Annotated in this window: 27 protein-coding genes; 14 read left to right on the top strand and 13 right to left on the bottom strand. The window is 63.4% G+C overall.

Annotated features, from left to right (window positions below):
• Nucleotides 1–102: 102 nt before the first annotated feature.
• The 4 genes from accD to LB558_RS15200 all read right to left on the bottom strand — a co-directional run bounded on the left by accD (nucleotide 103) and on the right by LB558_RS15200 (nucleotide 3,922).
• Entirely contained in the window at nucleotides 103–1,029 is a 927-nt protein-coding gene (gene accD / locus LB558_RS15215) for an acetyl-CoA carboxylase, carboxyltransferase subunit beta (protein WP_224698286.1), read from the bottom strand.
• A 47-nt stretch (nucleotides 1,030–1,076) separates the two neighbouring features.
• Nucleotides 1,077–1,916 carry a tryptophan synthase subunit alpha gene (gene trpA, locus LB558_RS15210; RefSeq protein WP_224698285.1) on the bottom strand — a complete coding sequence of 280 codons (840 nt, stop codon included), beginning with the start codon at nucleotides 1,914–1,916 and terminating at the stop codon, nucleotides 1,077–1,079.
• Nucleotides 1,917–1,978: 62 nt separating this feature from the next.
• Complete coding sequence (trpB, locus tag LB558_RS15205) at nucleotides 1,979–3,229, bottom strand: tryptophan synthase subunit beta (protein ID WP_224698284.1); 1,251 nt, start codon at nucleotides 3,227–3,229, stop codon at nucleotides 1,979–1,981.
• Between the two features lie 33 nt (nucleotides 3,230–3,262).
• Nucleotides 3,263–3,922 (bottom strand): phosphoribosylanthranilate isomerase, encoded by a 660-nt coding sequence (locus LB558_RS15200; protein WP_224698388.1) that lies wholly within the window; start codon nucleotides 3,920–3,922, stop codon nucleotides 3,263–3,265.
• Between the two features lie 111 nt (nucleotides 3,923–4,033).
• On the opposite strand from LB558_RS15200, the gene LB558_RS15195 reads away from it, so the two are divergent.
• The gene (locus LB558_RS15195) at nucleotides 4,034–4,252 is read left to right on the top strand and encodes a hypothetical protein (RefSeq protein WP_224698283.1); all 219 of its coding nucleotides are present in this window, start codon (nucleotides 4,034–4,036) and stop codon (nucleotides 4,250–4,252) included.
• Between the two features lie 5 nt (nucleotides 4,253–4,257).
• Here LB558_RS15195 and LB558_RS15190 read toward each other — a convergent pair whose 3' ends face one another.
• The 4 genes from LB558_RS15190 to LB558_RS15175 all read right to left on the bottom strand — a co-directional run bounded on the left by LB558_RS15190 (nucleotide 4,258) and on the right by LB558_RS15175 (nucleotide 7,627).
• Nucleotides 4,258–5,016: a M48 family metallopeptidase gene (locus LB558_RS15190; RefSeq protein ID WP_224698282.1), complete on the bottom strand. Its 759-nt coding sequence runs from the start codon at nucleotides 5,014–5,016 to the stop codon at nucleotides 4,258–4,260.
• A 98-nt stretch (nucleotides 5,017–5,114) separates the two neighbouring features.
• The gene (locus LB558_RS15185; protein WP_023810611.1) at nucleotides 5,115–5,597 is read right to left on the bottom strand and encodes a DUF2852 domain-containing protein; all 483 of its coding nucleotides are present in this window, start codon (nucleotides 5,595–5,597) and stop codon (nucleotides 5,115–5,117) included.
• A gap of 117 nt (nucleotides 5,598–5,714) precedes the next feature.
• Nucleotides 5,715–6,857 (bottom strand): benzoate/H(+) symporter BenE family transporter, encoded by a 1,143-nt coding sequence (locus LB558_RS15180; RefSeq protein ID WP_224698281.1) that lies wholly within the window; start codon nucleotides 6,855–6,857, stop codon nucleotides 5,715–5,717.
• Entirely contained in the window at nucleotides 6,857–7,627 is a 771-nt protein-coding gene (locus tag LB558_RS15175; RefSeq protein ID WP_224698280.1) for an alpha/beta hydrolase, read from the bottom strand. The genes LB558_RS15180 and LB558_RS15175 overlap by 1 nt, the downstream gene beginning before the upstream one ends.
• Before the next feature lie 205 nt (nucleotides 7,628–7,832).
• Here LB558_RS15175 and infC point away from each other — a divergent pair, with 205 nt between their 5' ends.
• From infC to LB558_RS15135, 8 genes are all read left to right on the top strand, one after another.
• Nucleotides 7,833–8,369, top strand: coding sequence for a translation initiation factor IF-3 (gene infC, locus LB558_RS15170; protein ID WP_023810608.1), 537 nt, complete (start codon nucleotides 7,833–7,835; stop codon nucleotides 8,367–8,369).
• A 163-nt stretch (nucleotides 8,370–8,532) separates the two neighbouring features.
• Nucleotides 8,533–9,183 carry a methyltransferase family protein gene (locus LB558_RS15165; protein WP_224698279.1) on the top strand — a complete coding sequence of 217 codons (651 nt, stop codon included), beginning with the start codon at nucleotides 8,533–8,535 and terminating at the stop codon, nucleotides 9,181–9,183.
• A gap of 180 nt (nucleotides 9,184–9,363) precedes the next feature.
• Complete coding sequence (rpmI, locus tag LB558_RS15160) at nucleotides 9,364–9,567, top strand: 50S ribosomal protein L35 (RefSeq protein ID WP_006201248.1); 204 nt, start codon at nucleotides 9,364–9,366, stop codon at nucleotides 9,565–9,567.
• Nucleotides 9,568–9,660: 93 nt separating this feature from the next.
• Complete coding sequence (rplT, locus tag LB558_RS15155) at nucleotides 9,661–10,062, top strand: 50S ribosomal protein L20 (protein ID WP_023672281.1); 402 nt, start codon at nucleotides 9,661–9,663, stop codon at nucleotides 10,060–10,062.
• A gap of 254 nt (nucleotides 10,063–10,316) precedes the next feature.
• Nucleotides 10,317–11,414 (top strand): phenylalanine--tRNA ligase subunit alpha, encoded by a 1,098-nt coding sequence (pheS, locus tag LB558_RS15150; protein ID WP_224698278.1) that lies wholly within the window; start codon nucleotides 10,317–10,319, stop codon nucleotides 11,412–11,414.
• The gene (locus LB558_RS15145; protein WP_224698277.1) at nucleotides 11,411–11,833 is read left to right on the top strand and encodes a GFA family protein; all 423 of its coding nucleotides are present in this window, start codon (nucleotides 11,411–11,413) and stop codon (nucleotides 11,831–11,833) included. The genes pheS and LB558_RS15145 overlap by 4 nt, the downstream gene beginning before the upstream one ends.
• Nucleotides 11,830–14,238, top strand: coding sequence for a phenylalanine--tRNA ligase subunit beta (pheT, locus tag LB558_RS15140; RefSeq protein WP_224698276.1), 2,409 nt, complete (start codon nucleotides 11,830–11,832; stop codon nucleotides 14,236–14,238). The genes LB558_RS15145 and pheT overlap by 4 nt, the downstream gene beginning before the upstream one ends.
• A 39-nt stretch (nucleotides 14,239–14,277) precedes the next feature.
• Nucleotides 14,278–14,880, top strand: a complete 603-nt coding sequence (locus LB558_RS15135) for a nucleotidyltransferase family protein (RefSeq protein WP_224698275.1) — start codon at nucleotides 14,278–14,280, stop codon at nucleotides 14,878–14,880.
• A gap of 266 nt (nucleotides 14,881–15,146) precedes the next feature.
• Here the strand turns inward: LB558_RS15135 and LB558_RS15130 are convergent, their stop codons facing one another.
• Nucleotides 15,147–16,142 (bottom strand): aldo/keto reductase, encoded by a 996-nt coding sequence (locus LB558_RS15130; protein WP_224698274.1) that lies wholly within the window; start codon nucleotides 16,140–16,142, stop codon nucleotides 15,147–15,149.
• Between the two features lie 96 nt (nucleotides 16,143–16,238).
• On the opposite strand from LB558_RS15130, the gene LB558_RS15125 reads away from it, so the two are divergent.
• The 5 genes from LB558_RS15125 (at nucleotide 16,239) to LB558_RS15105 (ending at nucleotide 21,155) form a co-directional block, all read left to right on the top strand.
• Complete coding sequence (locus tag LB558_RS15125; RefSeq protein WP_224698273.1) at nucleotides 16,239–17,129, top strand: LysR family transcriptional regulator; 891 nt, start codon at nucleotides 16,239–16,241, stop codon at nucleotides 17,127–17,129.
• Between the two features lie 56 nt (nucleotides 17,130–17,185).
• A complete protein-coding gene (locus LB558_RS15120) occupies nucleotides 17,186–17,758 on the top strand; it encodes a cytochrome b (protein WP_224698272.1) in 573 nt (190 codons plus the stop codon).
• Nucleotides 17,759–17,827: 69 nt separating this feature from the next.
• Nucleotides 17,828–18,403, top strand: a complete 576-nt coding sequence (locus LB558_RS15115) for a YceI family protein (RefSeq protein ID WP_224698271.1) — start codon at nucleotides 17,828–17,830, stop codon at nucleotides 18,401–18,403.
• A 67-nt stretch (nucleotides 18,404–18,470) separates the two neighbouring features.
• Nucleotides 18,471–19,457: a Gfo/Idh/MocA family protein gene (locus LB558_RS15110; protein WP_224698270.1), complete on the top strand. Its 987-nt coding sequence runs from the start codon at nucleotides 18,471–18,473 to the stop codon at nucleotides 19,455–19,457.
• 39 nt (nucleotides 19,458–19,496) lie between these two features.
• Nucleotides 19,497–21,155: an FAD-binding dehydrogenase gene (locus LB558_RS15105; protein ID WP_224698269.1), complete on the top strand. Its 1,659-nt coding sequence runs from the start codon at nucleotides 19,497–19,499 to the stop codon at nucleotides 21,153–21,155.
• A 35-nt stretch (nucleotides 21,156–21,190) separates the two neighbouring features.
• On the opposite strand, the gene LB558_RS15100 is transcribed toward LB558_RS15105, so the two are convergent.
• The 4 genes from LB558_RS15100 to LB558_RS15085 all read right to left on the bottom strand — a co-directional run bounded on the left by LB558_RS15100 (nucleotide 21,191) and on the right by LB558_RS15085 (nucleotide 26,347).
• Nucleotides 21,191–22,129: an alpha/beta hydrolase gene (locus LB558_RS15100; protein WP_224698387.1), complete on the bottom strand. Its 939-nt coding sequence runs from the start codon at nucleotides 22,127–22,129 to the stop codon at nucleotides 21,191–21,193.
• Between the two features lie 14 nt (nucleotides 22,130–22,143).
• The gene (locus LB558_RS15095; protein WP_224698268.1) at nucleotides 22,144–22,926 is read right to left on the bottom strand and encodes a carnitinyl-CoA dehydratase; all 783 of its coding nucleotides are present in this window, start codon (nucleotides 22,924–22,926) and stop codon (nucleotides 22,144–22,146) included.
• Complete coding sequence (locus LB558_RS15090; RefSeq protein WP_224698267.1) at nucleotides 22,919–24,997, bottom strand: acetate--CoA ligase family protein; 2,079 nt, start codon at nucleotides 24,995–24,997, stop codon at nucleotides 22,919–22,921. The genes LB558_RS15095 and LB558_RS15090 overlap by 8 nt, the downstream gene beginning before the upstream one ends.
• 186 nt (nucleotides 24,998–25,183) lie before the next feature.
• Nucleotides 25,184–26,347: an acyl-CoA dehydrogenase family protein gene (locus LB558_RS15085; RefSeq protein WP_224698266.1), complete on the bottom strand. Its 1,164-nt coding sequence runs from the start codon at nucleotides 26,345–26,347 to the stop codon at nucleotides 25,184–25,186.
• Between the last annotated feature and the right edge of the window lie 2 nt (nucleotides 26,348–26,349).

The raw sequence follows: 26,349 nt of genomic DNA, 5'->3' as shown, positions 1-26,349 counted from the left end.
CGGAAAAACCAGAATCGGTTTCACAAAGGGCCATGCCAATTCAAAAAGCTACAGCGCGCCGGGGACAGGGCGCAATCGCTGTTCGCGGCGCTTCTTGTCGCGTCAGGCCTGCGGACGTGCCTCGGCCGGTATTGTTGCCGGCGGCAGGATTTCCGGCTCGAGCGGCTTTTGCTCCTCCGGCAGCTTGAGCAGCATCTTCAGCAGCCGCGCGATGGTTTCGCGCAGGTCCAGCCGCGACACCACCATGTCGACCATGCCGTGCTCCATCAGATATTCGGAGCGTTGGAAGCCGTCGGGCAGCTTTTCCCGGATGGTTTGTTCGATGACGCGCGGTCCGGCAAAGCCGATCAGCGCGCCGGGCTCGGCTATGTGCACGTCGCCCAGCATGGCGTAGGAGGCAGTGACGCCGCCGGTGGTCGGGTTGGTCAAAACGACGATGTAGGGAAGGCCGGCTTCCTTCAGCCGGTCGACGCCGACCGTGGTCCTCGGCAATTGCATGAGGGACAAAATACCTTCCTGCATGCGGGCGCCGCCGGAGGCGGCAAACAGGATCAGCGGCCGCTTGCGCTGCAGAGCAGCCTCAAAGCCGTGCACGATAGCGTCGCCGGCGGCCATGCCGAGCGAGCCGCCCATGAAGGCGAAATCCTGCACCGTGACCACAACCGGCAAGCCTTCGACGGTGCCCAGCGCGTTGATGATCGCGTCTTCCAGGCCGGTCTTGGCCTTGGCGTCCTTCAGCCGGTCGACATAGCGCTTCTCGTCGCGGAATTTCAGCGGATCCTGCATCACCTTGGGGTTGTCCAGGGTCTCGTATTTGCCGTCGTCGAAGAAGAATCTCAGCCGCTCCTTGGCCGAGATCTTCATGTGATGGCCGGAAGAAGGAATGACGAACTGGTTGGATTCCAGGTCCTTGTGGAACACCATCTCGCCGGTCTCCGGGTCCTTGATCCAGAGATTCTCGGGCATGTCGGTGCGCCGGCCGAGCATCGAATTGATCTTCGGGCGAACGTAATTGGTGATCCAGTTCATCGCTTCGGCTCCTGTCCTGACGAAGATTGGCTAAAGACGTAGGGAAACTATTCGGCAGCAGCAAGGCGGGCCGAGCGCACGCCTTGCGCAAGGCCGCTGACCAGCGTGGCGACGGCCTCGGCCGGGTCGGCGGTCTTCTCGCCCTTCGGTCCCAGCACATTGGCCACCGCATTGACGATCGCGGTGCCGACGACGACGCCGTCGGCATTGGCACCGATCACCCGGGCCTGCTCGGCGGTCTTGACGCCGAAGCCGACGCAGACCGGCAGGTCGGTGTGGCCCTTGATGCGCTTGACCGCCGCCGCCACCTTGCCGGTGTCGGCAAGTGCCGAGCCGGTGATGCCGGTCATCGACACGTAATAGACGAAGCCCGAGGTGTTCTGCAGCACCTTGGGCAAGCGCTTGTCGTCGGTCGTCGGCGTCGCCAGCCGAATGAAGTTGATGCCGGCTTTCAGCGCCGGAATGCACAGTTCCTCGTCCATCTCCGGCGGCAGGTCGACGACGATCAGCCCGTCGATGCCGCTGGCAATCGCGTCCTTGAGGAAGCGGTCGACGCCATAGATGTAGATCGGATTGTAATAGCCCATCAGCACGATCGGCGTCTCATTGTCGCCGGCGCGGAAGTCGGACGCCATCTTCAGCGTCTTGACCAGCGTCTGGCCGCCCTTCAGCGCCCGCAGGCCCGCTGCCTGGATCGCCGGGCCGTCGGCCATCGGATCGGAAAACGGCATGCCGAGCTCGATGATGTCGGCGCCAGCCTTGGGCAGTGCCTTCATGATCGACAAAGAGGTGTCGTAGTCGGGGTCGCCGCCCATGAAATAGGTGACGAGCGCCGGGCGGCCTTCGGCCTTAAGCTTCGCCATGCGGCGATCGATGCGGGTGGTCATGTCTGGCCCTTTGGACGAATTTTGCTCATAATCAACTCCCAAATCGAAACTGTCCAAAGACACTAGATCTCCATGCCGAGCATCGAAGCCACCGTATGCACGTCCTTGTCGCCGCGGCCGGACAGGTTGACGATGACGATCTGGTCCTTGTCCATGGCAGGCACGATCTTCACCGCATGCGCGATAGCATGCGCCGATTCCAGCGCCGGGATGATGCCTTCGACCCGCGTCGTCAGCTTGAAGGCCTCCAGCGCCTCGTCATCGAGGATCGGCACGTATTCGACGCGGCCTGAATCGCGCAGCCAGGAATGCTCCGGCCCGACGCCGGGATAATCGAGGCCGGCCGAAATCGAATGCCCGTCCATGATCTGGCCGTCGGCGTTCTGCAGGAGATAGGTGCGGTTGCCATGCAGCACGCCCGGCGCGCCGGCATTCATCGAGGCGCAATGCTCGATGCCGTCGAGGCCGCGTCCGCCGGCCTCGATGCCGATGATGCGGACCTCTTTGTCGTCGAGGAAGGGATGGAACAGGCCGATGGCGTTCGAACCGCCGCCGACAGCGGCGATGATCGTGTCGGGCAGCCGACCTTCCTGCTCGAGGATCTGCGCCCGCGCCTCGATGCCGATCACCGACTGGAAGTCGCGCACCAGCTCCGGATAGGGATGCGGGCCGGCGGCGGTGCCGATCAGGTAATAAGTGTCCTCGACATTGGTCACCCAGTCGCGCAACGCCTCGTTCATGGCGTCCTTCAGCGTGCCGTGGCCTGATGTCACCGGCCGCACTTCGGCGCCCAGCAGCTTCATGCGGAAGACGTTGGGGCTTTGCCGGGCGACGTCGGTCGCACCCATATAGACGACGCAGGGAAAGCCGAAGCGCGCCGCGACCGTGGCCGAGGCGACGCCGTGCTGGCCGGCGCCGGTCTCGGCGATGATGCGCTTCTTGCCCATGCGCTTGGCCAGCAGGATCTGGCCCAGGCAGTTGTTGATCTTGTGCGAACCGGTGTGGTTCAAATCCTCGCGCTTGAAATAGACCTTTGCGCCGCCCCCGAGGCCCTTCGCCGAGGAAACCTCACGAAGATGCCTGGTCAGCCCCTCGGCGAAATAAAGCTTCGATGGCCGTCCGGCATAGTGGGTCGAAAGGTCAGTCAGCTCGGCCCTGAAATCCGCATCGTTCTTGACCTCGTTCCAGTGCCGCTCCAGATCGAGGATCAGCGGCATCAGCGTTTCGGCAACGAAACGACCGCCGAAAATGCCGAACATGCCCTGTTCGTCGGGTCCGGTGCGGAAGGAATTGGGTGTCGCCGGCTTGTTCATCGCCGATCTCCTGGCTTGTCGTTTACAGCACGCTCAGGCTGCGCGGGTGTTCCGCGCGGCCCTGACGGCCCGGAAAAACTGTTCGATCAGCGCCGGATCCTTGACGCCCGGTGCGCTTTCCACGCCTGAGGAAATGTCGATTCCGGGCGGGTCGGCAAGCCGAAGGGCATCGCCGATATTGGCGGCGTTGAGCCCACCGGAAAGCATGTAATCGACGCTGCCGTCAAGGCCGGCGAGGATGTGCCAGTCGAAGGCCACGCCGTTGCCGCCCGGCAGTTCGGAGCCTTTCGGCGGCTTGGCGTCGAACAGGAACCGGTCTGCTATGCCGATGAATGGCTTTATCCGCTCGAGATCGGCAGCCTCGCTGAGCGGCAGCGCCTTCATCACCGGCAGGCCGTAGCGGGCCCTGATCTCGGCCACCCGGTCGGGCGTTTCCGCGCCATGAAGCTGCAGCATGTCGGGCTGCATTTTGGCAACGATTTCATCAAGGAAGGCGTCGCTGGCGTCGACGGTGACGGCAACCGCCATCGCCTTGCCGCGCGCCGCCTCGCGCAGACGGCCAGCCTCGGCAGGTTCGACATAGCGCGGGCTTTTGGCGAAGAAGATAAACCCGACATGGCTGGCGCCGCCCGCCAGCGCCGCGGCCATTGCCCCGTCGGTCTTCAAGCCGCAGATCTTGATGTCGAGTGCCATGGCGCGGAATTGCCATGAAAAGCGATAAGAGTCGAGAAAAAGCATGCTGTTTGCCCGCACGGCCAAAGGCGCTACCTATGGATGATCAGGATACACGGCGGGAGCACGATCATGGCCGACAGGACAATTGCCGAACTCAGGCAGAAGATCGCGCAGGCGCGCGAGGTGATCGCGCACCTGATCGACAAGGCCGCCTTCAACGGCGCCGAAGCGCACCGGGCGCTGGACTATTTCGGCGGCGATCAATTCGACGGCAATTTTTTGCCGTGGCCGCATCACGGCGATGAGGGACTGCGGCCTGAGGATTTGAACGCGGCCAACGACGACTGAGCGATCTACTCGAACATGATCGCCTGCAGCGCACCGCCATTGCGCTTCAGCCAGTCCTTGCAGCGATCGGTGTCGGGGCAGAGCTTTTCGCACAGTTTCCAGAATTTCGGACCGTGGTTCATCTCCTTGAGATGCGCCACTTCATGCGCGACGAGGTAATTGATGACCGGCGACGGCGCCATCATGATGCGCCAGGAAAAGGACAGATTGCCTTCGGAGGTGCATGAACCCCAGCGGCTCGAAGTGTCCTTGTAGCGGATAGCCTTGGCGCGCTTGCCAAGCGCCTCGGTGTGTTTGGCCACCAGCTTTTCGATGTCCTTCTTGGCCTCACGCTTGAGGAAATCGGCGATGCGGCGCGGCAGATGTATGCGGTCGCCATGCACGATCAAGAGCGGGCCACGTTCGTCGCGCGACACGGTGACGGTGCCGCGCTTTGACGGTTCATGGACGATGCGATGCGGCACGCCGCGCACCGGGATCTTGATGCCGGGCCGCACCTGTGGCCGGGTCGGCACTTTGGCCAGTCGCTGCTCCAGCCAGTCCTGGTGCCGCTCGAGGAACCTGTCCACCTCGCCGCGGCGCAGGCCTGGCGGCACGGTGATGCGCAGACCCTGGCCGCCTGAATCGATGCGCAGCGTCATCCGGCGCGCCCTGGCGCTCTCGACGATCTTGAGCGGCAGCGTGCGGCCGGCGACGCAATATTCGCGCTCCACGACAGGCGTGGGCTTGGGCTTTGTCAGATTGCGGAAGAAGCCGAGAGTCATGGCGGGACGATACGCGATTCGAGAAAAACGACTAGAACAAAAAAGAAACGGCGCCGCTCGCGCGACGCCGTCGTCATACCTTGGCCTGTCGCAAGGCCTCAGTCGTCAAGCAGGTTCGAACCCTTGCCACGCTTGGTGGTCGTCGTTCCGGCGCCCGGATCGGTCTTCGTCGGCGCCGTCGACTTGTTGCGGTTTGCCATGAAGCGGTCGAACTCGTCCTGGTCCTTGGCACGCCGCAATTCGCGGGCATACTCGTCGAACTGGGTCAGCATCTCGTCGAGCTTACGGCGCTCTTCGTTCAGCCGCTCAAGTTCCTTTTCGCGCCAATCGTCGAAAGCGACGTTGCCGGTGCGGGCCGAACCATTGCCCCAGCGCGCGGCCTTGTCGGAGCCGCGGCGGCAGCCGGCGAAGATGCCGTCAGTCGCGCGGTTGACGTCGCGCTTGAAGCCATCGAGGCGGTCGCCCCAGATGATGTAGGCGAGCATGGCGAAGCCGAGTGGCCAGAACACCATGAAACCCACAACCATCAACGCGATGGTTGCCGGCGTCCAGGCCGGACGGATCAATGCGGATGTGTTCATTTTCTCCCATTCCTTCGGTTGGAGACAGCCAAACCGGGCTGCGTGGAATCGAAATGGGAAGAGAAAAACGGCGATTCAAGACAATGTCCGCCAAATCCGGACAAGCATCTGAAATGATTATCGCTTTTTGATCATATCGAGGAAAAGCACAACCAGCCCGGCAATCAGGCCCCAGAATGCAGCGCCAACGCCGAACAGCGTCAGACCCGACGCGGTGACGACAAAGGTGACGGTGGCGGCCATGCGATCCGCCTCTTCCTTCAGCGCGATGGACAGCGCGTTGGCGAGCGACGCCATCAGCGCCAAGCCTGCCACCAGCACGATCAGGCTCTGCGGCAGGACGGCGAAGATCGCCACCAGCGAAGCGCCGAAAATCGCAAAGATGAGATAGGCGAGCGCATAGAACGGCCCGGTCTTCCAGCGCTCGGCGGGATCGGGGTGGACGTCCGGCCCAGTGCAGATCGCCGCCGAGATCGCGGCCAGATTGGTGGTCGAGCCGCCGAACGGCGCCGACAGCAGCGAAAACAGGCCGGTGACGCCGATCAGCGGGCCGGGCTCCGGATGGTAGCCGGCGGCGCGCAGCACGGCGAGCCCGGACAGGTTCTGTGAGGCCATGGTGACGAGATAGAGCGGCAGTGCCAGGCCAATCATGGCCTTGGCGGTGAATTCAGGCGCAATCAGCGTCAGCGTCGACAGTTCCGGTGTCGGCAGGCCACCGACACGGCCGGTGAGGAAAGCGGCGAGGCCACCGCCGATCAAAACCGCCAGAACTGACAGCGCTGGGTTGAACAGCCTGATGACGAAGAAGACGGCAATCAGCGGCAGGATCAGCCACGGGTCGACAGGGATGGTCTTCACCGCATTGAGCGCGAAGGTGACGACGATGCCGGCCAGCATGCCCGAGGCGACGGAAGGCGGTATCCTCGAGATCAGCTTCGTCAGGGGCCGAAACAGCCCGGTGGCGATCAGAAGGACGCCGGTGACGATGAAGGCGGCGACGGCCTCACCCATCGAAAAGCCGCTCGATGCCGCGATCAGCGCCAGGCCCGGCGTCGACCAGGCGGTGATGACAGGCATTTTCGTGCGCCATGACAGCCACAGGCTCTCGATCGCCATGGCCAGGCAGATCGTCGTCACCCAGCTCGCCGTCTCGATCTGCGTCGCGCCGACTGCGTTGGCGGCTGCGATGACGATGGCTAGCGTGCCGCCGAAGCCGACGATCGCCGCGACGAAGGCGGATATCGGAATGGAAAGGCGCATCAGTCTCCCCTCTGCGCCATCGCATCGACGGCCCGCACCAGCATGTCGAGATCCTGCGGTCGCGACAGGCGATGGTCGCCGTCAGGGATCAGCGACAGTGTCACGTCGTCCGCCGGCAGCAGGCTGACCAGCTTCAGCGCATGGCTTGCCGGCACGTCCGCATCGGCCAGGCCCTGCAGGATATGCACCGGGCAATGGGTGTCGATCGGACCTGTCATAACCCGGTTGTCGCGCCCATCTTCGATCAGCGCGCGGGTGTAGATGTAGGATTCCGTGGAATAGTCCGACGGCTCTTCGAAGAAACCTTTTTCGGCGAGGTCGTGCTTCTGCGCCTGCGTCAGCACCGGTTCGACCAGTTCGGCGGTAAAATCCGGCGCCGGCGCCAGCAGCACCAGGCCGGCGACGTTGCTATCGCCTGCCTTGCGCAATTCCTGCACCATGCGCAGCGCGATCCAGGCGCCCATCGAGGAGCCGACAAGGATCTGCCTGCCCTTGGTGAAATGCCGGAACACGGCAAGGCTCTGCGCAAGCCATGTCGAAATCGTGCCATCGGCAAAAGCGCCACCGGATTCGCCATGGCCGGAATAATCATGGCGCAGGAAGGCGCGGCCTTCTCTTGCCGCCCAGTCCGACAGCGTCTGCGCCTTCGTGCCCAACATGTCGGACTTGTAGCCGCCGAGCCAAACGATGCCGGGCGCGGAGCCAGCAGCGTGGCGCACCGCAATGCGCAATCCGTCGACATCCAGAAAGAGTGGGGGCGTGACAGTCATGGCTTTTTCCTCAACGTCGCTCTTGTGGCACAGCCGGTGGCGTGGCGAAAAGCGCTCGCGATGTTTCTTTGTTTGGTGCAGGGCAGCGATCAGGGTGATTTTCTGTCAATGCTGTGCTATTGACTCCGCCCGCGCGCTCACCACATTGCGCGTCCACGCATCAAGACTGACGAACCTGAACGAAACGGCCAAGGAGACCACGACCATTCGCAGACCTTTCAAAGCAGCGGCGCCGACCAAGGATGGCCCGCGCTCCAACCGTGACATCCGGGTTCCCCGGGTCCAGCTTATCGACGCCGATGGCCAGAACCGCGGCGATATTTCCATCAACGATGCGTTGCTGCTCGCCGAAGAGGCTGGGCTCGATCTCGTCGAGATATCGCCCAACGCCGTGCCTCCCGTCGTCAAGATCCTCGATCTCGGCAAGTTGAAATACGCCAACCAGAAGAAGGCGGCCGAGGCGCGCAAGAACCAGAAGGTCATCGAGATCAAGGAGATCAAGATGCGCCCGAACATCGACAGCCATGACTACGAGACCAAGATGAAGGCGGTTCGCCGCTTCTTCGAGGAAGGCGACAAGGTCAAGCTGACGCTGCGGTTCCGTGGCCGCGAGATGGCGCATATGGAACTTGGCATGCAGCTTCTAAACAAGGTTCGCGAGGAAGTGGCGACCATTGCCAAGGTCGAAGCGGAACCGAAGCTCGAAGGCCGCCAGATGATGATGGTGCTGTCGCCGCGCTAAGATCGGCATCGGCGCGTATCTAGGATCACGATGACGTCAGGCTTGGCCATCGCGCTTAAATCCGCCTGAATCACATCGCAAGGCGTCCCGGCGATCGGCGGGACGCCTTCTTCTTGTTCAGACGCTGCGATCGCCGGCAAAATTCCTGACGATCGGATTTACTATGGTCGATGAAATCAAGGTTTCGGACGTCAAGGACTTCAAACAAGGGCTGGGCAACTACCAGCATACGCGCCGGATAGTGCTTGCCGGGCTCGTGGTCGTGCTGTTCGCAGCATTGCTATTTGGCCAATCGACGTTTCCGCCCGACACAGCCGTGCACGAGACGATCGAAATGTTCGGCGTGCTGCTGATTTTCCTCGGCATCGTCGGCCGCCTTTGGTCGACGCTCTACATAGGCGGGCGCAAATCGTCCGAAGTGGTGACTGGAGGACCTTACTCGATCACCCGCAACCCGCTCTATGTGTTCTCGACCGTGGCCGCGGCCGGCGTCGGCGCGCAGATCGGTTCGTTCTCCGGCATCATTCTCTTCGGGCTTTTGTGCGCGGGGGCGTTTCATATCGTCATCCTGCGCGAGGAGAAGTTCCTCAAGGAAGCGCTCGGCGCGCCGTATCAGGCCTATCTGGCGCGGGTGCCGCGCTTCTTCCCGAAACTGTCGCTCTACCAGGAGGGCGATACCGGAAACTTCAAGCCGCGCCTGCTGTTGACCACGCTGCTCGACGGCCTGGTCTTCCTCGTCGCGTTGCCGGCCTTTGAATTGATTGACGGCGCCCAGCAGTCAGGCATATTGCCGGTCTGGTTCACGCTGCCCTGACGAGACACGGCGCCGCATCTCGACAGGTGTTGCGCGCGGGCCGTCTTTGACGTATAGCACCGCCGTTCAAGAAAACCGCCCGGCAGGGCATGCCGTGGCGGTTTCATTTGCTTTTCGGGCTTTGGTCGGCCCGAAGCGAACAAGAAGCGCGATAGTGCGCCCACAATACGGAGTAGCAAAATGCCCAAGATGAAGACCAAGTCCGCCGCCAAAAAGCGGTTCAAGATTACAGGTACGGGTAAAGTCCTGTCGGCTGCTGCCGGCAAGCGTCACGGCATGATCAAGCGTTCCAACAAGTTCATTCGAAATGCCCGCGGCACGATGGTTCTGGCTGAACCGGATGGCAAGAAGGTCATCAAGAATTTTCTGCCGAACGGCCTCTAAGGCATTCGGTCCGGACACGCATTAGTTTGACGCAATTCCGAACGGAAAACCGCTAAGCACTTTTCCTGGAATTGCTTTTAAGGAGATCATGACATGGCACGCGTAAAGAGAGGCGTCACCTCGCACGCCAAGCACAAGAAGGTCCTGAAAGCCGCCAAAGGCTTCTACGGCCGCCGCAAGAACACCATCCGCATCGCCAAGCAGGCGGTGGAAAAGTCGATGCAGTACGCGTATCGCGACCGCAAGAATCGCAAGCGCTCGTTCCGCGCTTTGTGGATCCAGCGCATCAACGCCGCGACGCACGAGCACGGCCTGACCTATGGCCGCTTCATCGACGGCCTCAACAAGTCGGGCATCGAGATCGATCGCAAGATCCTGTCGGACATGGCCATCCACGAGCCGCAGGCTTTCGCAGCCCTGGTCGCCAAGGCCAAGGTGGCGCTCGAATATCTGAAGAACACCACGCCGAACGCTTTTGAAAGCGCTGTCGCCTAGAGCATGATGCCAAAAAGTTGCTGACTTTTTGGACAACATCATGCGCCAGGGGAATTAGCGAGGAGCGCGATCTTTCCGAAAAGTCCGCAACTTTTCGGGATCGAGCTCCGAGCCCAGCGCTTCCCAAGCATTCGCAATTCTGATTTGGGGAACCCGCGCTGGCACGGCTGGCGCGGGTTCTTTTTTATGCCTGAACTTTCAACTTAAAAGTGACTTTCACTTTGAAGCTGATTTCCAACGTAGCGAGTTTGACCGTGAACGACGCAACCACTGGCCTGGATACGCTTGAAAACTCACTTCTGGCTGAGATCGCCTCGGCCGCCGATGAGCCGGCCATCGAGGCCGTGCGCATCGCTGCTTTCGGTAAGAAGGGCAGCGTGTCCGAGATGCTGAAGACACTTGGCGCCATGACCGCCGAGGAGCGCCAGATCAAAGGCCCGGCCATCAACGGCCTCAAGAACCGCGTCACCGAGGCGCTGACTGCCCGCAAGACCGAGCTCAAGGATGTGGCGATCACCGCCCGCCTGGCCGCCGAAAAGGTCGACGTGACGCTGCCGGTGCGGCAGTCGCCGGCCGAGCGCGGTCGTATCCATCCGATCAGCCAGGTCATCGACGAGATTGCTGCGATCTTCGGCGACCTCGGTTTCTCCATCGCGGAAGGTCCCGATATCGAGACCGACTACTACAATTTCACCGCGCTGAATTTCCCCGAAGGCCATCCGGCGCGCGAGATGCACGACACCTTCTTCTTCCAGCCGGACGAGAAGGGCGAGCGCAAGCTTCTGCGCACGCACACCTCGCCGGTGCAGATCCGCACCATGGAGACGAAGAAGCCGCCCATCCGCATCGTCATTCCGGGCAAGACGTACCGGCAGGATTCGGACGCCACCCATTCGCCGATGTTCCATCAGGTCGAAGGGCTGGTGATCGACAAGAAGGCCAACGTCGCCAACATGAAGTGGGTGTTGGAAGAGTTCTGCAAGGCCTTCTTCGAGGTGCCGCAGGTCAGGATGCGCTTCCGGCCGTCCTTCTTCCCGTTCACCGAGCCGAGCCTCGAGGTCGACATCCAGTGCGACCGCTCAAGGCCCGGCGAAGTGCGCTTCGGCGAAGGCTCTGACTGGATGGAAATCCTCGGCTGCGGCATGGTGCATCCCAATGTGCTGCGCCATGGCGGGCTCGATCCGGACGAATATCAGGGCTTTGCCTGGGGCATGGGCATCGACCGCATCGCCATGCTGAAATACGGCATGCCGGACCTGCGCGCCTTCTTCGATGCGGACGTGCGCTGGCTGTCGCATTACGGGTTCCGGCCGCTCGACATGCCGACGCTGTTCGGAGGCCTGAGCGCATGACAGCGCCCTATGCCGGCGGCTGCCGCTGCGGCGCCGTGCGGTTCGAGGCGTTGGCCGAACCGCACCACGTCAGCTATTGCCATTGCGGCGATTGCCGGCGGGCCAGCGGCGCGCCGGTGTCGGCCTTTGTCGGCTTCCTGGTCGATCAGGTCGCGTTCACCGGCAAGGCGCTGAAGATGTATGAGAACGGCCCGGTGACGCGCTCTTTCTGCGGTGTCTGCGGCTCGCCCATCGCCTATGTCGACGAGCGGCTGGAGGACGACATCTATTTCATGCTCGGCGCCATGGACATGCCGGCCGATTTTGAGCCCACGCTGCATGCCTATGTCGGCGAGCAGCTCCCCTATTTGCATATGTCCGACGACCTGCCGAGACATCTGAAATCAAGCGTCAAAAGACCAGACGGAACAGTCCCATGAAATTCACCCTCTCCTGGCTCAAGGACCACCTAGAGACCAACGCCACGCTCGACGAGATCGTCGAGCGGCTGACCTCGATCGGGCTCGAAGTCGAGCATGTCGACGACAAGTCGAGCCTGAAGCCCTTCGTCATCGCCAGGGTGCTGACGGCGGTTCAGCACCCAGATGCCGACCGGCTGCGCGTGCTGACCGTCGACACCGGCGACGGCAAGCCACCCGTGCAGGTCGTCTGCGGCGCGCCAAACGCCCGCGCGGGCCTGATCGGCGCCTTTGCCGCACCCGGCACCTATGTTCCGGGCATCGACGTGACACTGACGGTCGGCAAGATCAGGGGCGTCGAAAGCCACGGCATGATGTGTTCCGAGCGCGAACTGGAACTGTCCGACGAACACAACGGCATCATCGACTTGCCCGAGGATGCGCCGGTCGGCACCAGCTTCGCCGCCTATGCGCATATCGACGACCCGGTCATCGAGATCAATCTGACGCCGAACCGGCCGGACGCCACCAGCGTCTACGGCATCGCCAGGGATCTGGCGGCGAGCGGGCTTGGCCGCCTCGTCGGCGGCGCCATCATGCCCCATGTCGGCAATGGCATGTGTCCGGTCAAGGTGACGATCGAAGCGCCGGAGCTTTGCCCCGGCTTCGCGCTCAACTTGGTCAAGGGCGTCAAGAACGGCCCGTCGCCGAAATGGCTGCAGCAGCGGCTGATCGCCATTGGGCTGAGACCCATCAGCGCGCTGGTCGACATCACCAACTACGTCACCTTCGACCGCGGCCGCCCGCTGCATGTGTTCGACGCCAGCAAGGTTGCCGGCAATCTCGTCGTGCGCCGCGCGCGCGATGGTGAAAAGGTGCAGGCGCTCGATGGCCGTGAATACACGCTGACGCCGGAAATGTGTGTCATAGCAGACGACAATGGCATCGAATCGATAGCCGGCATCATGGGCGGCGAGCATTCCGGCTGTGACGAGAACACCACCGATGTGCTGATCGAATCGGCCCTCTGGGACCCGATCACCACAGCCCGCACCGGCCGCACGCTCGGCATCATCACCGATGCGCGCTACCGCTTCGAGCGCGGCGTGGACCCCGAATTCATGGTGCCCGGCGTCGAGCTGGCAACGAAACTGGTGCTCGATTTCTGCGGCGGCACGCCGACGGAGATCGAAGTGGCCGGCTATACCGAACACAAGCCGAAGATCGTTTCCTTCCCGCTTTCGGAAGTGAAGCGGCTGACCGGCATCGAGGTTTCCAGGGCGGAAAGCCTCGACATCCTGTCGCGCCTCGGCTTCAAGCCGAAGGGCTCGGGCGATGTCGTCGATGTCGCCGTGCCGTCCTGGCGCCCCGACGTCGATGGCAAGGCAGACCTGGTCGAGGAGGTCATGCGCATCCACGGTGTCGACAACATCGTACCGCAGCCGCTCGGCGCGCATGACGCGGTCAACGCAAAGATCCTGACCACGCTGCAGGTCCGCACCCGCACCGCCAAGCGTGCGCTTGCCGTGCGCGGCATGATGGAAGCCGTCACCTGGTCGTTCATTCCGGCCAAACATGCCGAACTGTTCGGCGGCGGCCAGACCGCTCTGAAGCTCGCCAACCCGATCGCCGCCGACATGTCCGACATGCGGCCCTCGCTGTTGCCGGGGCTGATCGCGGCTGCCCAGCGCAATGCCGACAAGGGCATTGGCGACGTGGCGCTGTTCGAAGTGTCGGGCACCTATGAGGGCGACGGCGCCGACCAGCAGCGGCGCGTGGCCGCCGGCGTGCGCCGCGGCACCGCCAGGCTCGATGGTTCCGGCCGCAACTGGGCCGGCAATTCAGGTCCCGTCGGCGTGTTCGACGCCAAGGCCGATGCGATCGCCGCACTGGAAGCCTGCGGTGCGCCTGTCGAGCGGCTGCAGATCGAGGCGGGCGGCCCGGCCTGGTATCATCCCGGCCGTTCCGGCACGATCAAGCTCGGTCCCAAAACCGTGCTCGGCACCTTCGGCGAATTCCACCCGAAGACGCTTGAGGGCCTCGATGTTTCCGGGCCGCTCTGCGGCTTCGAGGTGTTCGTCGATGCGGTGCCCGAACCGAAGGCCAAGCCGACGAAAACCAAGCCGAAACTGGAGCTATCCCCCTTCCAGGCGGTCAAGCGCGATTTCGCCTTCGTCGTCGACAAGTCGGTCGAAGCCGGCACGCTGGTCCGCGCAGCGCTCGCCGCCGACAAGAAGCTCATCACCGCTGTCTCGGTCTTCGACATTTTCGAGGGTGCATCGCTCGGCGAGGCCAAGAAGTCTATTGCCATCGAAGTGTCGATCCAGCCGGTCGAAAAGACGCTGACCGACGAGGATTTCGAGGCACTGGCCAAGCGCATCGTCGAGAATGTCGGCAAGCAGACGGGCGGCGTCCTGCGCGGCTAGAGATTGCGGAGTTATGGCGAATCGCCCTCAAAAGGGGCGATGGACCATCTTCGCTATTCTGGGCTGCCGTTCGAAGCACAGCGTGTGGTGTTTCTCGACATCGTGTTGGCGGATGCGCTCGTCCGCGAAGCGCTGGCGCGTGCCCACACGCTCGACCTTCCGGACTGGCTGGTGGTTTCAGGCGCGCTTTACAATACTGTCTGGAACCATCTGACGGGAAAGCCGTCAGGTTACGGCATTAGGGATGTCGACCTGTTCTATTTCGATGACGCCGACCTGTCCTACGAGGCGGAGGACGCGGTGATCCGCCGGGCGGCGGTGCATTTCGAAGGACTGCCGCTGCCGGTCGAGGTACGCAACCAGGCGCGTGTGCATCTGTGGTATCCGCGGAAATTCGGACAGTCGTGCCCGCGCTACACGAACTCCAGCGAACCCATCAGCCATTTCGCGTCGAAGACCCACGCGGTCGGTGTGCGATACGATACGGATGGGCAGCTTGATCTGGTTGCGCCGTTCGGCCTCGACGATGTCTTCTCGTTTTGCATCACGCCGAACCGGGTGATGGATAACCGGCAAACCCATGAGACCAAGGGCGCGCGGGCGAGGGAAAATTGGCCGGAGATCAGCGTGGTGCCTTGGTAGGAGTTGCCAAAATGTTGGCGCGAGGCACCCCCCTCTGGCCTGCCGGCCATCTCCCCCGCAAGGAGGGAGATTGGCAGCTTCATCGGCGGCACTCTTCTTGCAACGTTGGTAATTGGCGAAAGCAAGGGATGACATCCGATCTCCCCCCTTGCGGGGGAGATGTCCGGCAGGACAGAGGGGGGCGCTTCACGCCAACGTCTCCCAGATCTAAATCGCGGCGTACGAAAAAGGGACGCCGAAGCGCCCTTTCGATTACTCACCAGTTTTCACCCGTTCACCAGCGCCAGCAACTCCTCGGTGTACCGCTTGCCAACAACCTTGTTCGGCAAGAGCGCGTCACCAATCGCCTGCACCTCGGCCGCGCTCAACTCGATCGCGGCCGCCGCCGTGTTCTGCTCCAGATGGCGGATTTTGCGCGCGCCGGGGATCGGCACGATGAAATCGCCCTGGTGCAGCACCCAGGCCAGCGCCAGCTGCGCCGAGGTCACGCCTTTCTCGGCTGCCATCTTTTCCAGAGTGGCGATAATGGCGGCATTGGCGGCCATGGCGTCGGTCTGGAAACGCGGCAAGGTCCGGCGCCAGTCGTCGTCGCTCAGCGCCTCGGGCTTGGCGATCGTGCCGGTCAGCAGGCCACGGCCGAGCGGGCTGTAGGGAACGAAGCCAATGCCGAGTTCGCGGCAGACGGCGAACACCTCGTCCTCCGGGTCGCGGCTCCACAGCGAATATTCGCTCTGCACGGCTGCAATTGGATGCACGGCCTGGGCCCGGCGGATGGTCGCGGCACTCGCTTCCGACAGGCCAAGCGCGCGCACCTTGCCCTCGCGCACCAGCTCGGCCATGGCGCCGACCGTGTCCTCGATCGGCACGTTGGGGTCGACGCGGTGCTGGTAGTAGAGGTCGATCACATCGGTGCCCAGCCGCTTCAGCGAGGCCTCGGCCACCGCCTTGACATGCTCGGGGCGGCTGTCGACGCCCGCCATGCGGTCGAGGCCTGTACCTTCCTCCAAAATCTTGAAGCCGAATTTTGTCGCGATCGTCACCTTGTCACGAACGGATTTCAGCGCCTTGCCGAGCAGGATCTCGTTCTCGAAGGGGCCATAGACTTCCGCCGTGTCGAAGAAGTTGACGCCGATATCGACGGCGCGGTGCAGCGTGGCGATCGCATCGGCTTCCGCCTGGCCGCCATAGGCGAAGCTCATGCCCATGCAGCCGAGGCCGACGGGATAGACGTTCAATTCAGTTCCTAGCTTGCGGGTTTGCATAACGCGTCTCCTTGTTGCGATGCGGGAGAAATAGCGCCTTGTTTTGTGTTCGATAATCGGATCTCATTTGTACGGGTCGTTCTAAAAGATAGATCAATGAATCGCGCGCATCTTTCCCAATTGGCCGTGCTGGCAACCGTTGCCCAATGCGGCAGCTTTCGCGGCGCCGCCCGGGAATTGGCCATCGCGCCTTCGGCGGTCAGCCACGCGGTGTCCAGCCTCGAAGCGCGGCTTGGCGTGCGCCTGCTGGCGCGCAGCACACGCAGCGTCGCGCCGACCGAAGAAGGCGCGCAGTTGCTGGAGCGGCTGCGGCCGGCGCTGTCCGAGATCGATCTGGCGCTGGAGACGGCAATCGAGACGCGCGATCGGCCGGCCGGCAATCTGCGCCTGACCGTGCCGCGCACCGCAGCCCATTTGGCGCTGACGCCACGGCTCGGCGCCTTTGCTGCGGCCTATCCCGACATCGTGCTGGAGATCGTCATCGAGGACCGCTTCACTGACGTGGTGGAAGGCGGCTTCGATGCTGGCGTCAGGCTGGGCGAGAGCCTGCAGCGCGACATGATCGCGGTGCGCATCGGGCCGGACCTTCGCGGCGCTGTGGTCGGCGCTCCGGTCTATTTCGAGGCGAGCCCCAAGCCGCGCCACCCGCGCGACCTGACCGATCACCGCTGCATCCGCTTCCGCTTCTCCAGCGGCATCCTCTACCGCTGGGAGTTCGAGAAAGGCCGCGAGGCGATCGAGATGGCAGTGGAGGGGCCGCTGATCCTCGACGAGGACCATCTGATCGCCCAGGCGGCAGTCGACGGCGCCGGGCTCGCCTTCGTCTTTGAGGACTATGTCCGCGCGCCGCTCGCCGACGGCAGGCTGATCCGCGTGCTGGAGGACTGGTGTCCGTCCTTCGACGGCTTCTTCGTCTACTACCCCAGCCGCCGCCAGATGCGCCCGGCGCTCAGGGCCTTTGTAGATTTCTTCAAGGTGGGTGGATAGGTGCGCTCACCTTCCCTCTTGTGGAAGAAAACCGGCATCGTGGTCGTTCACCAACGATGCAAGCATCGATCACCAACAGCACGACCCGCTATGGCTGGGGCGCGATCATTCTCCACTGGCTGATTGCGCTGATCTTCATCGGCCAGTTCGGGCTCGGTTTCGTCATGGTGCGGCTGACCAGCCAGCGCACCGCCTTCGAACTGATCCAGCTGCACAAATCTTTCGGTTTTATGCTGCTCGGCCTGATCATGCTGCGCATCGCCTGGCGCCTTTGCAATGCAACGCCGGCGCTGCCGCGTTCGGTCGGGACTCTGGAGCGTCGGGCAGCACCGTTGGCCCATCTTGCGCTCTACGCGTTTCAGCTTGCCTTGCCCTTGTCCGGCTGGGCGCTGGTGTCGGTCTCGATGCTGGAGATCCCCAGCCTGCCGTTCAACCTGTTCGTCATGCCGAACCTGCCGATGGCCGAATCGGATGGTGCCGAAAGCTTCTGGGCGGCAACGCACTGGTATCTCGCCTATGCCGGCATGGCGCTGGTCGCGCTCCATATAGCTGCGGCACTGCGTCATCATTTCCAGCTCAGGGATGGCGTGCTCACGCGCATGATCACGCCTTCGTCAGATCAGGAATAGAGCGGGCGGTTCATTCGTTCATGGGGAGAGGGCGCAGAAAATGCGCTGTCTCCAACAAGGAACACCCCCATGTACACGCGCATCCTCGGATTTGCGGCGGTCGCCGCTTGCCTTGCCATGCCGGTTTCAGCGGCCATCGCGCTTGGTGACGCCGCTGGCAGCTATTCGATCAGCCCGGCCAGCTCCAGCATCCGCTTTTCCATCGGCAAGGTCGGCGGCGGCGGCCTCAGCGGCGCCTTCGCCCGCTTCAAGGGCTCGATCCGCATCGACAACAGCGATGTTGGGCGCTCGCAGGTCAATTTCACCATCTTTCCCGAAAGCGTCGGCACCGGCCAGGGTCGCATCGATGCCTTCCTGCGCTCCGACGCGGTGTTCGATGCCGCCAACAGCCCGGAAATCCAGTTCCGCTCTACCAGCGTGACCCGAACCAGCGACACCACTGCCCTCGTCAGCGGCCGGCTGACGGCGCGCGGCAAGACATTTCCGGAAAAGTTCTCGGCCGAGCTTGGCGGTCTCAAGGCCGGCACGATCAAATTCCATGTCACCGGCAAGGTGCTGAGGTCGCGCTACGGCATGGATGTCGGCACGCCGATCTATTCCAACATCGTCGACTTCGACATGACGCTGACCGGCAAAAGGGGCTGACCTTGTCATTGGCTTTTCCGGCGATTTCGGGCAAACCTCGTCGCCTGTAATCGAGAGGAGAAGCTTGATGTTCCGATGGGGTGTGTTGTCGACGGCCAAGATCGGCCGCGAGCATTTGTTGCCGGCCATGGTCGAGGCGGAGAATGGCGTGCTGTCGGCGATCGCCAGCCGCGACCTGTCGAAGGCCAAGGCGCTCGCCGACCGCTTCGGCGCGCGGCATGCCTTCGGCTCCTATGAGGAACTGCTCGCCTCGAAAGAAGTAGACGGCGTCTACATCCCGCTGCCGACCTCGCAGCATGTCGAGTGGGCGGCCAAGGCCATCGAAGCCGGCAAGCATGTGCTGGTCGAAAAGCCGCTGGCGCTCGACGCCAAGGACATCCTTCCGCTGATCAAGCTGCGCGACCAGAAAAAGGTGCTGGTCTGCGAAGCCTTCATGGTCATCTACCACCCGCAATGGGTCAAGGTACGCGACCTCATCGCCAGCGGCGCCATCGGCCGGCTGCGCCATGTGCAGGGCGCGTTCTCCTACTACAACGTCGACCCCAGCAACATGCGCAACCAGCTCGATCTCGGCGGCGGTGCGCTGCCCGACATCGGCGTCTACCCGACCGTGTCGACGCGCTTTTCGACCGGCAAGGAGCCGCTGCGCGTGCAGGCGACGATCGAGCGCGACAAGACATTCGGCACCGACATTTATTCCTCGATCCGCGCCGATTTCGGTGACTTCGAGCTCTCGTTCTATCTGTCGACGCAGATGGCGGCACGCCAAGTGATGGTGTTTCACGGTGAGAAGGGTTTCATCGAACTGTTCTCGCCGTTCAACGCCGGGCTTTACGACCACCATCGCGTCGAACTGCACAACCAGAACCACACCGAGGCGCAGGTGTTCCGCTTTCCCGGCACGCAGCAGTACCGGCTGGAGGTCGAGACCTTCGCGCGGGCGGCACAGGGCGGCAAGGAGCGCGTCTTCACGCTGGAGGAATCCGTGCTCAACCAGAAAGTCATCGACGCCATCTTCCGCGCCGGCGGCACGGACGGCTGGGAGACCGTCTGACCCTTGCATTGAAGTAGCCGGCTAATTCTGGGAGGAAAGATGGCTGACGATGCGGACGTGATCATTGTCGGCGCTGGCCTTGCAGGGCTTGTTGCCGCCGCCGAGCTTGCCGAGGCGGGCAAGAAAACCGTCGTCATCGACCAGGAGCCGGAGCAGTCGCTCGGCGGCCAGGCGTTCTGGTCGTTCGGCGGCCTTTTCCTCGTCGATTCGCCCGAGCAGCGGCGCATGCGCATCCGCGATTCGCATGATCTGGCGCTGGAAGACTGGCTGGGCACTGCGGCTTTCGATCGGCCCGAGGATTTCTGGCCGCGCAAATGGGCGGAAGCCTATGTCGACTTTGCCGCCGGCGAAAAACGCTCATGGCTGATACAGCGCGGCCTGAAATTCTTTCCCGTCGTCGGCTGGGCCGAGCGCGGCGGCAGCAACGCCATTGGCCACGGCAATTCGGTGCCGCGCTTCCACATCACCTGGGGCACCGGCCCCGGCGTCCTCGAGCCTTTTGTCCTGCGCGTGCGCGAGGCGCAAAAACGCGGATTGATAAGCTTCAAGTTCCGGCATCGGGTCAATGAACTGACGCGCACGGGTGCTGTTGTGACCGGTGTGAGGGGAGACATTCTGCAGCCAAGCACTGTCGGGCGCGGCCAGAAGAGTTCGCGCGACATATCAGGCGATTTCGAGCTTCACGCGCAAGCGGTGATCGTCGCCTCCGGCGGCATCGGCGCCAACCATCAACTGGTGCGGGAGAATTGGCCCAAACGGTTGGGCGCCGCACCGAAGCGCATGATCACCGGCGTGCCCGATCACGTCGACGGCCGCATGCTGGCGATCACGGAACAGGCCGGCGGTTCGATCATCAACCGCGACCGCATGTGGCACTATGTCGAGGGCATCAAGAACTGGGCGCCGATCTGGACCGACCATGCGATACGCATCCTGCCCGGCCCGTCATCGCTGTGGTTGGACGCACGCGGCAAGCGCCTGCCGGTGCCGCTCTATCCCGGTTTCGACACGCTGGGCACGCTCTCCCACATCATGAGCACCGGCTTCGACTATTCCTGGTTCATCCTGACCAAAAAAATCATCCAGAAGGAGTTCGCGCTGTCGGGCTCCGAGCAGAACCCCGATTTGACCGGCAAGAGCTGGCGCCAGGTGCTCGGCCGCGCCACATCGGGCATTCCGGGTCCGGTCAAGGCGTTCATGGAGAAGGGCGAGGATTTCATCGTCGAGGCCGACTTGCCGACGCTGGTCGCCCGCATGAACGCGCTGGCCGGCGGCGAACCGCTGCTTGAGTTAGCCCAGGTCGAGCGCGAGATCCGCGCCCGCGACCGGCAGCTCGACAACCCGTTCTCCAAGGACATGCAGATCACCGCCCTGCGTGGAGCGCGCGCCTATCTCGGCGACCGCCTGATCCGCACGGCCAAGCCGCACAAGATGCTCGACCCGGCAAATGGCCCGCTGATCGCGGTGCGTCTCAACATCCTGACCCGCAAGACACTGGGCGGCCTGCAGACCGATCTCGACAGCCGCGTGCTGGGTGCCGATGGCCAGCCGGTCCCGGGCCTTTACGCCGTCGGTGAGGCGGCCGGCTTCGGTGGCGGCGGCGTGCATGGTTATGCGGCGCTCGAAGGCACGTTCCTCGGCGGCTGCATCTTTTCCGGCCGCAGCGCCGGCCGGGCAGCGGCCGCTTCAGTAGGGTGAGCCTAGGCCCGTCGGTCCTCAGAGTCCAGCCGCGATCACCAGCGCCAGTCGCCCTGTCCAAGCGCGGTCACCGTATCGACGATCCGCGTGAAGCTGGCGCGGGCGCGGGCGACCGTGTGCCGGCCTCGGAGATAACCATGCACCAGCCCCGTTTCCTCGAACCAGGTCGCGCGTCCGCCCGCCGCCACGATCAGGTCGCGATAGGTCTCGCCATCCGATGACAGGGGGTCGCACTCGGCAGTGATCAGCACTGTCGGCGGCAGGTTGGAGAAGTCGGTGTCGGCGAGCGGCGACAGCGTGATGTCCCCGGTCCTATCCACGCCCCCGGTGCGGATGTGCTTGTAGAATTCGAGATCGCGAACGGTCAGCATCGGCGCTTCAGCGTGCTTGACATAGGAGCCTCTCGAGCGGTCTCCGCCGAGGCCGGGATAGATCAGCACCAGGCCACTCGGCCTTTTCGGATGGTCACGCGTGGCGTGACTGACGGCGGCGCAGAGATTGCCGCCGGCGCTGTCGCCGCAGAGCACGACAGGATGATCGCGATTGGCGGCGGCCCATTCGAAGGCGCTCATCGCATCGTCGAAGGCGGCCGGATGCAGATGTTCCGGCGCCAGCCGATAATCGACCGACACCACCTCATAGCCAGTGCGGGCGCACAGCTCGGCGCAAACATCGTCGTGGCTGTCCAGCCCACCAAGGATGAAGCCGCCGCCATGGACATAGAGCACCGTCACGGCTGCCTTTAATGGGCTTCGGTAGATACGGATCGGGATATCGTGCGTGGGCGTCGCAATGTCGGATGTTTCAACCGCGACGTCGTCGGGATAGCCGGCAAAGAATTCGCGGCACATGCGGTCGTAGATCTCGCGCTGCTGCGCGATCGTGTAGTCGATCGTATCCGGCGGATAGTAGGAATTGGTCCGCTCGATGAAGGCCCATGTCTCGGCGTCGATGAGGGTTTTGTAGTCGGTCATGCTGACCCGCAGGGTCATTTCCCCTTCCAAACCGGCTCGCGCTTTTCCGCAAAAGCCCGAAAACCCTCCATGCCGTCATCGGAGCCGTATAGCGCATCGACCGTTGCCAACTGGCGCCGCGTCACCTTGTTCATGGCGTCCTGGAAGGTCAGCGCCTCGGCGACGCGCGCCGTCTCCTTGATCGCGGCAAAAACCAGCGGCGGGCCGCCTGCGAGCAGCCGGGCGATCTCCCAGACGCGATCTTCCAGCTTTTCCTTGGGCAGCACTTCGTTGACCAGGCCCCAGCGATGCGCCTCGGCGACATCCATCCAGCGGCCGGTCAGCAAAAGGTCCATGGCGACATGGTAGGGGATGCGCTTCGGCAGTTTGATCGTCGCGGCGTCGGCCAGCGTGCCGGCGCGGATTTCGGGCAGCGCGAAGGAGGAATGGTCGGAGGCGTAGATGAGGTCGCAGGACAGTGCCAGTTCGAAGCCGCCGCCGACCGCCATGCCGTTGACGCAAGCGATCACCGGCTTGTTGAGGTCGCGCAGTTCCTGCAGCCCGGCAAAGCCGCCGACGCCATAGTCGCCATCGACCGCATCGCCGCCGGCAGCGGCCTTGAGGTCCCAGCCGGCGCAGAAGAACTTGTCGCCGGCGGTCTTGACGATGGCGACGCGCAAGCGGGGATCGTCTCGGAATGCCTTGAAGGTCTCGCCCATCAGCCGCGAGGTCTTCAGGTCGATGGCATTGGCCTTGGGCCGGTCGAGGGTGACTTCGAGGATCGTGCCCTCGCGGCGGGTGGAAATGACGTCAGACATTCTTGTTCTCTCCCAGCACCAGCAGCGCGTCGGCGATCCAGGCGCCCTTGCCCTCTGCACAGACGATCAGCGGGTTGATGTCGAGTTCCTCGATCTCACCGGCATTCTGCTGCACGAAGGCGGCAATGCCAGAGATGGCATCGATGGCAGCGGCGACATCGGCTTTCGGCCGGCCGCGATAACCTTCGAGCAGCGGGAACAGTTTGAGGCCGCGCAGCGCCGCCTCGATATCGTCGCGGGTCGCCGGCAGCATCAGGGTGACGCTGTCGCGCAACAGCTCGACCAGTACGCCGCCGGTGCCGAGCGTCATCACCGCGCCGAACATCGGGTCGCGGGTGAAGCCGACGATGAGTTCGGCAACACCGTCGCGCACCATGCGCTCGACATAAAGCCCGGTGCCGAGCGGCAACAGGTCATGCGCCGCGGTGCTGACGGATTCGGCATCCCTGAGATTGAGCCTGACAGCGCCAACCTCGGATTTGTGGGTCACGCCGAGCGCCTTCAGAGCGACGGGAAAGCCGAGCGCCATCGACGAAATCACCGCCTCGACCGCATTGGCGGCGCGCTCGCCCTTCGGCACCGGCAGGCCAGCCTTGATCAGCCGCGATTTTGCTTCTGCCTCGTCAGGGGTGACGTGGTCGCCACCAGGGGCACCGGATGCGGACGTATCGATCGGCTGCGCCTGCGGTTCAGCCCAAGCCCAGCCGATGAAGGCCGCCGCCCCGGCTGCATCCATGGCTTCCGAAATGCCGAACAACGGCACCATGCCGCGCGCCATCAACTCGGCCGTGTATTCCTCCGGCAGGTTCTCCGGCAGCGAAGAGACGATCGCGCCATGCGCCTTGTTGGTCTTCAGCGCCGATTCGAAGGCGCGCAGCGTCGCCCACCAGTCGGTGACCGAGCAGCGGTCGGGGCGCGGAAAGTCGAGCACCAGCATGTTGAGGTCGAAACCGCCCGACACCATGGCGGTGAAGGTGGCGGTCATCGCCGGCTCGTTGTTCCAGATGAAGGTGTGATAGTCCAAGGGATTGGCCACCGCAACCAGCGGCCCGAGCGTCGATTTGACATGGGCGCGGTGGCTGTCGGTCAGCATAGGGAAGTTGACCCAGCGCCCTTCGGCACTGTCGGCCATGACGGAGGCCTCGCCGCCGGAGCAGCTCATCGACGACAGCCTATAGCCTGGCAAAGGTCCGGTGATGTGCAGCAGCTTCAGCGCCTCGATGAAGGCAGGGATGGAATCGACACGCGCAATGCCGAGCCGCCGCAGGAACGCACCCGAGGCGGCGTCGGAGCCGGCCAGCGAGGCGGTATGCGAGACGGTCGCCTGCCTGGCCTGTTCGGAACGGCCGACCTTCATGGCGATGATCGGTTTTTTCAGCTCGCGCGCCCGTGCCGCCAGCCGCTCGAAGCCGGCTACCGAATCGAAGGCCTCGATGTGCAGGCCGAGCGACGTGACCCGCTCGTCCTCGATCAGGCCGAGCGCCATTTCGGACAGGCCGGTCTGCGCCTGGTTGCCGGCGGTCATCAGGAAGGCGATCGGCAGGCCGCGCCTCTGCATCGTCATGTTGATGGCGATGTTGGACGACTGGGTGATGATGGCGACGCCCTTGCCGCCCTCGGCCAGTCTTATGCCGCCATGCTGGTCGGGCCACAGAAGCGCGCCGTCGGCATAATTGATCAGGCCGTAGCAATTCGGCCCGATGATCGGCATCGAGCCGGCTGCCGCGACCAGCTCGGCCTGCAGCCGCTCGCCATCATCGTCATAGGCTTCGGTTTCGAGGAAGCCGGCGGCAAAGCAGACGGCGCCCCCGGCGCCGCGTTCCGCCAGCGCCTTGATCACCTCGATGGTCAAATGCCGGTTGACGCCGACAAAGGCAGCGTCCGGCGCGCCAGGCAAATCGGCGACCGAACGATAGGCCTTGCGGCCGGCGACCTCGTCCTTGCTTGGATGCACCGGCCAGATTTCGCCGGCAAAACCCATCTTGATAGATTGCGCGACGACGGCCGCGGCCTGCGCCCCGCCGAAGACGGCGATCGATTTGGGGCGCAGAAGACGTTCAAGCTTGTGCACGAGCACCCCCCTCTGCCCTGCCGGGCATCTCCCCCTCAAGGGGGGAGATTGGCAGCTTCGTCGTCGGTTCAAGACCTACAACGGTGATATCTGGCGAAATCGAAAATGCCATCCGATCTCCCCCCTTGAGGGGGAGATATCCGGCAGGACAGAGGGGGGCGCCAAGGAACGCAAACATATCTTTCTTCATGCCCCGAACGGACGCAGCAGCGCCCTTGAAATAATGTGGCGCTGGATCTCGGACGTGCCTTCCCAGATGCGCTCGACGCGAGCGTCGCGCCAGATGCGTTCCAGCGGCAGATCGTCCATCAGCCCCATGCCGCCATGGATCTGGATCGCCTCGTCGGCAACAAAGGCGAGCATTTCGGTGGCCTTCAGCTTGGCCATGGCCATGTCCTGGTCGGTGACGGTGCCCTGATCGTACTTCCAGCCGGCTTCGAACACCATCAGGTCGGCGGCCTTCAATTCGGTCGCCATGTCGGCAAGCTTGAACGATACGCCCTGGAACTTGCCGATCTGCTGGCCGAACTGCTGGCGCTGCGCGGCATATTCGACGGCATGGCCAAGCGCCCGCTCGGCACGGCCGAGGCAGGTGGCGCCGACCTGCAGCCGGGTGGCGCCGAGCCATGAGTTGGCGACGTCGAACCCCTTATGCACTTCGCCGAGCACTTGGGCTCCTGGCAGCCGGCAGTCGTCGAATTCGAGGATGGCGTTGGTGTAGCCGCGATGCGAGACATTGCGGTAGCCATCGCGGACGGTGAAGCCTTTGGTGCCCTTGTCGACAAAAAAGGCGGTGATCTTCTTGCGCTTGCCGCGCGGCGAATTCTCTTCGCCGGAAGCCATGAAGACGATGGCAAAGTCGGCGAGGTCGGCGTGGGAGATAAAATGCTTGGTGCCGTTCAGCACCCAGTCGTCGCCATCCTGCACGGCGGTCGCCTTCATGCCGCGCAGGTCGGAGCCGGCGCCCGGCTCGGTCATCGCCAGGCAGTCCCACTTCTCGCCGCGGATGCAGGGGAACAGATATTTCTCGCGCTGCTCCGGCGTGCCGGCCAGGAGGATGTTGGAGGGGCGCGCCACGCAGGTCCAATGCAGCGCATAGTTGGCGCGGCCGAGTTCCTTCTCATAGAGCAGCCAGGTCACCGTATCGAGGCCGGCGCCGCCGACATCCGCCGGCATGTTGGCGGCATAGAGCCCGGCCTCGATCGCCTTGATCTTGATCTCCTCGATCAGGTCGCGGCGCAGCACGCCGGTGCGCTCGACCTCGCGCTCATGCGGGTAAAGCTCGTTCTCGACGAACGCACGCGTCGTCTCGACGATGAGCTTCTGTTCCTCCGACAGCCCGAAATCCATGC

It is taken from the genome of Mesorhizobium sp. CO1-1-8 (genome assembly GCF_020164875.1).
Lineage (GTDB): Bacteria > Pseudomonadota > Alphaproteobacteria > Rhizobiales > Rhizobiaceae > Mesorhizobium.
This window is presented reverse-complemented; position numbering and strand designations above follow the sequence as displayed.

Coding starts and splice junctions, on each gene's coding strand:
- accD (WP_224698286.1), bottom strand. CDS start 1,029: ATGAACTGGATCACCAATTACGTTCGCCCGAAGATCAATTCGATGCTC.
- trpA (WP_224698285.1), bottom strand. CDS start 1,916: ATGACCACCCGCATCGATCGCCGCATGGCGAAGCTTAAGGCCGAAGGC.
- trpB (WP_224698284.1), bottom strand. CDS start 3,229: ATGAACAAGCCGGCGACACCCAATTCCTTCCGCACCGGACCCGACGAA.
- LB558_RS15200 (WP_224698388.1), bottom strand. CDS start 3,922: ATGGCACTCGACATCAAGATCTGCGGCTTGAAGACCGACGGGGCAATG.
- LB558_RS15195 (WP_224698283.1), top strand. CDS start 4,034: ATGGCCGACAGGACAATTGCCGAACTCAGGCAGAAGATCGCGCAGGCG.
- LB558_RS15190 (WP_224698282.1), bottom strand. CDS start 5,016: ATGACTCTCGGCTTCTTCCGCAATCTGACAAAGCCCAAGCCCACGCCT.
- LB558_RS15185 (WP_023810611.1), bottom strand. CDS start 5,597: ATGAACACATCCGCATTGATCCGTCCGGCCTGGACGCCGGCAACCATC.
- LB558_RS15180 (WP_224698281.1), bottom strand. CDS start 6,857: ATGCGCCTTTCCATTCCGATATCCGCCTTCGTCGCGGCGATCGTCGGC.
- LB558_RS15175 (WP_224698280.1), bottom strand. CDS start 7,627: ATGACTGTCACGCCCCCACTCTTTCTGGATGTCGACGGATTGCGCATT.
- LB558_RS15165 (WP_224698279.1), top strand. CDS start 8,533: ATGGTCGATGAAATCAAGGTTTCGGACGTCAAGGACTTCAAACAAGGG.
- rpmI (WP_006201248.1), top strand. CDS start 9,364: ATGCCCAAGATGAAGACCAAGTCCGCCGCCAAAAAGCGGTTCAAGATT.
- rplT (WP_023672281.1), top strand. CDS start 9,661: ATGGCACGCGTAAAGAGAGGCGTCACCTCGCACGCCAAGCACAAGAAG.
- LB558_RS15145 (WP_224698277.1), top strand. CDS start 11,411: ATGACAGCGCCCTATGCCGGCGGCTGCCGCTGCGGCGCCGTGCGGTTC.
- pheT (WP_224698276.1), top strand. CDS start 11,830: ATGAAATTCACCCTCTCCTGGCTCAAGGACCACCTAGAGACCAACGCC.
- LB558_RS15135 (WP_224698275.1), top strand. CDS start 14,278: ATGGACCATCTTCGCTATTCTGGGCTGCCGTTCGAAGCACAGCGTGTG.
- LB558_RS15130 (WP_224698274.1), bottom strand. CDS start 16,142: ATGCAAACCCGCAAGCTAGGAACTGAATTGAACGTCTATCCCGTCGGC.
- LB558_RS15125 (WP_224698273.1), top strand. CDS start 16,239: ATGAATCGCGCGCATCTTTCCCAATTGGCCGTGCTGGCAACCGTTGCC.
- LB558_RS15120 (WP_224698272.1), top strand. CDS start 17,186: ATGCAAGCATCGATCACCAACAGCACGACCCGCTATGGCTGGGGCGCG.
- LB558_RS15115 (WP_224698271.1), top strand. CDS start 17,828: ATGTACACGCGCATCCTCGGATTTGCGGCGGTCGCCGCTTGCCTTGCC.
- LB558_RS15110 (WP_224698270.1), top strand. CDS start 18,471: ATGTTCCGATGGGGTGTGTTGTCGACGGCCAAGATCGGCCGCGAGCAT.
- LB558_RS15105 (WP_224698269.1), top strand. CDS start 19,497: ATGGCTGACGATGCGGACGTGATCATTGTCGGCGCTGGCCTTGCAGGG.
- LB558_RS15100 (WP_224698387.1), bottom strand. CDS start 22,129: ATGACCGACTACAAAACCCTCATCGACGCCGAGACATGGGCCTTCATC.
- LB558_RS15095 (WP_224698268.1), bottom strand. CDS start 22,926: ATGTCTGACGTCATTTCCACCCGCCGCGAGGGCACGATCCTCGAAGTC.
- LB558_RS15085 (WP_224698266.1), bottom strand. CDS start 26,347: ATGGATTTCGGGCTGTCGGAGGAACAGAAGCTCATCGTCGAGACGACG.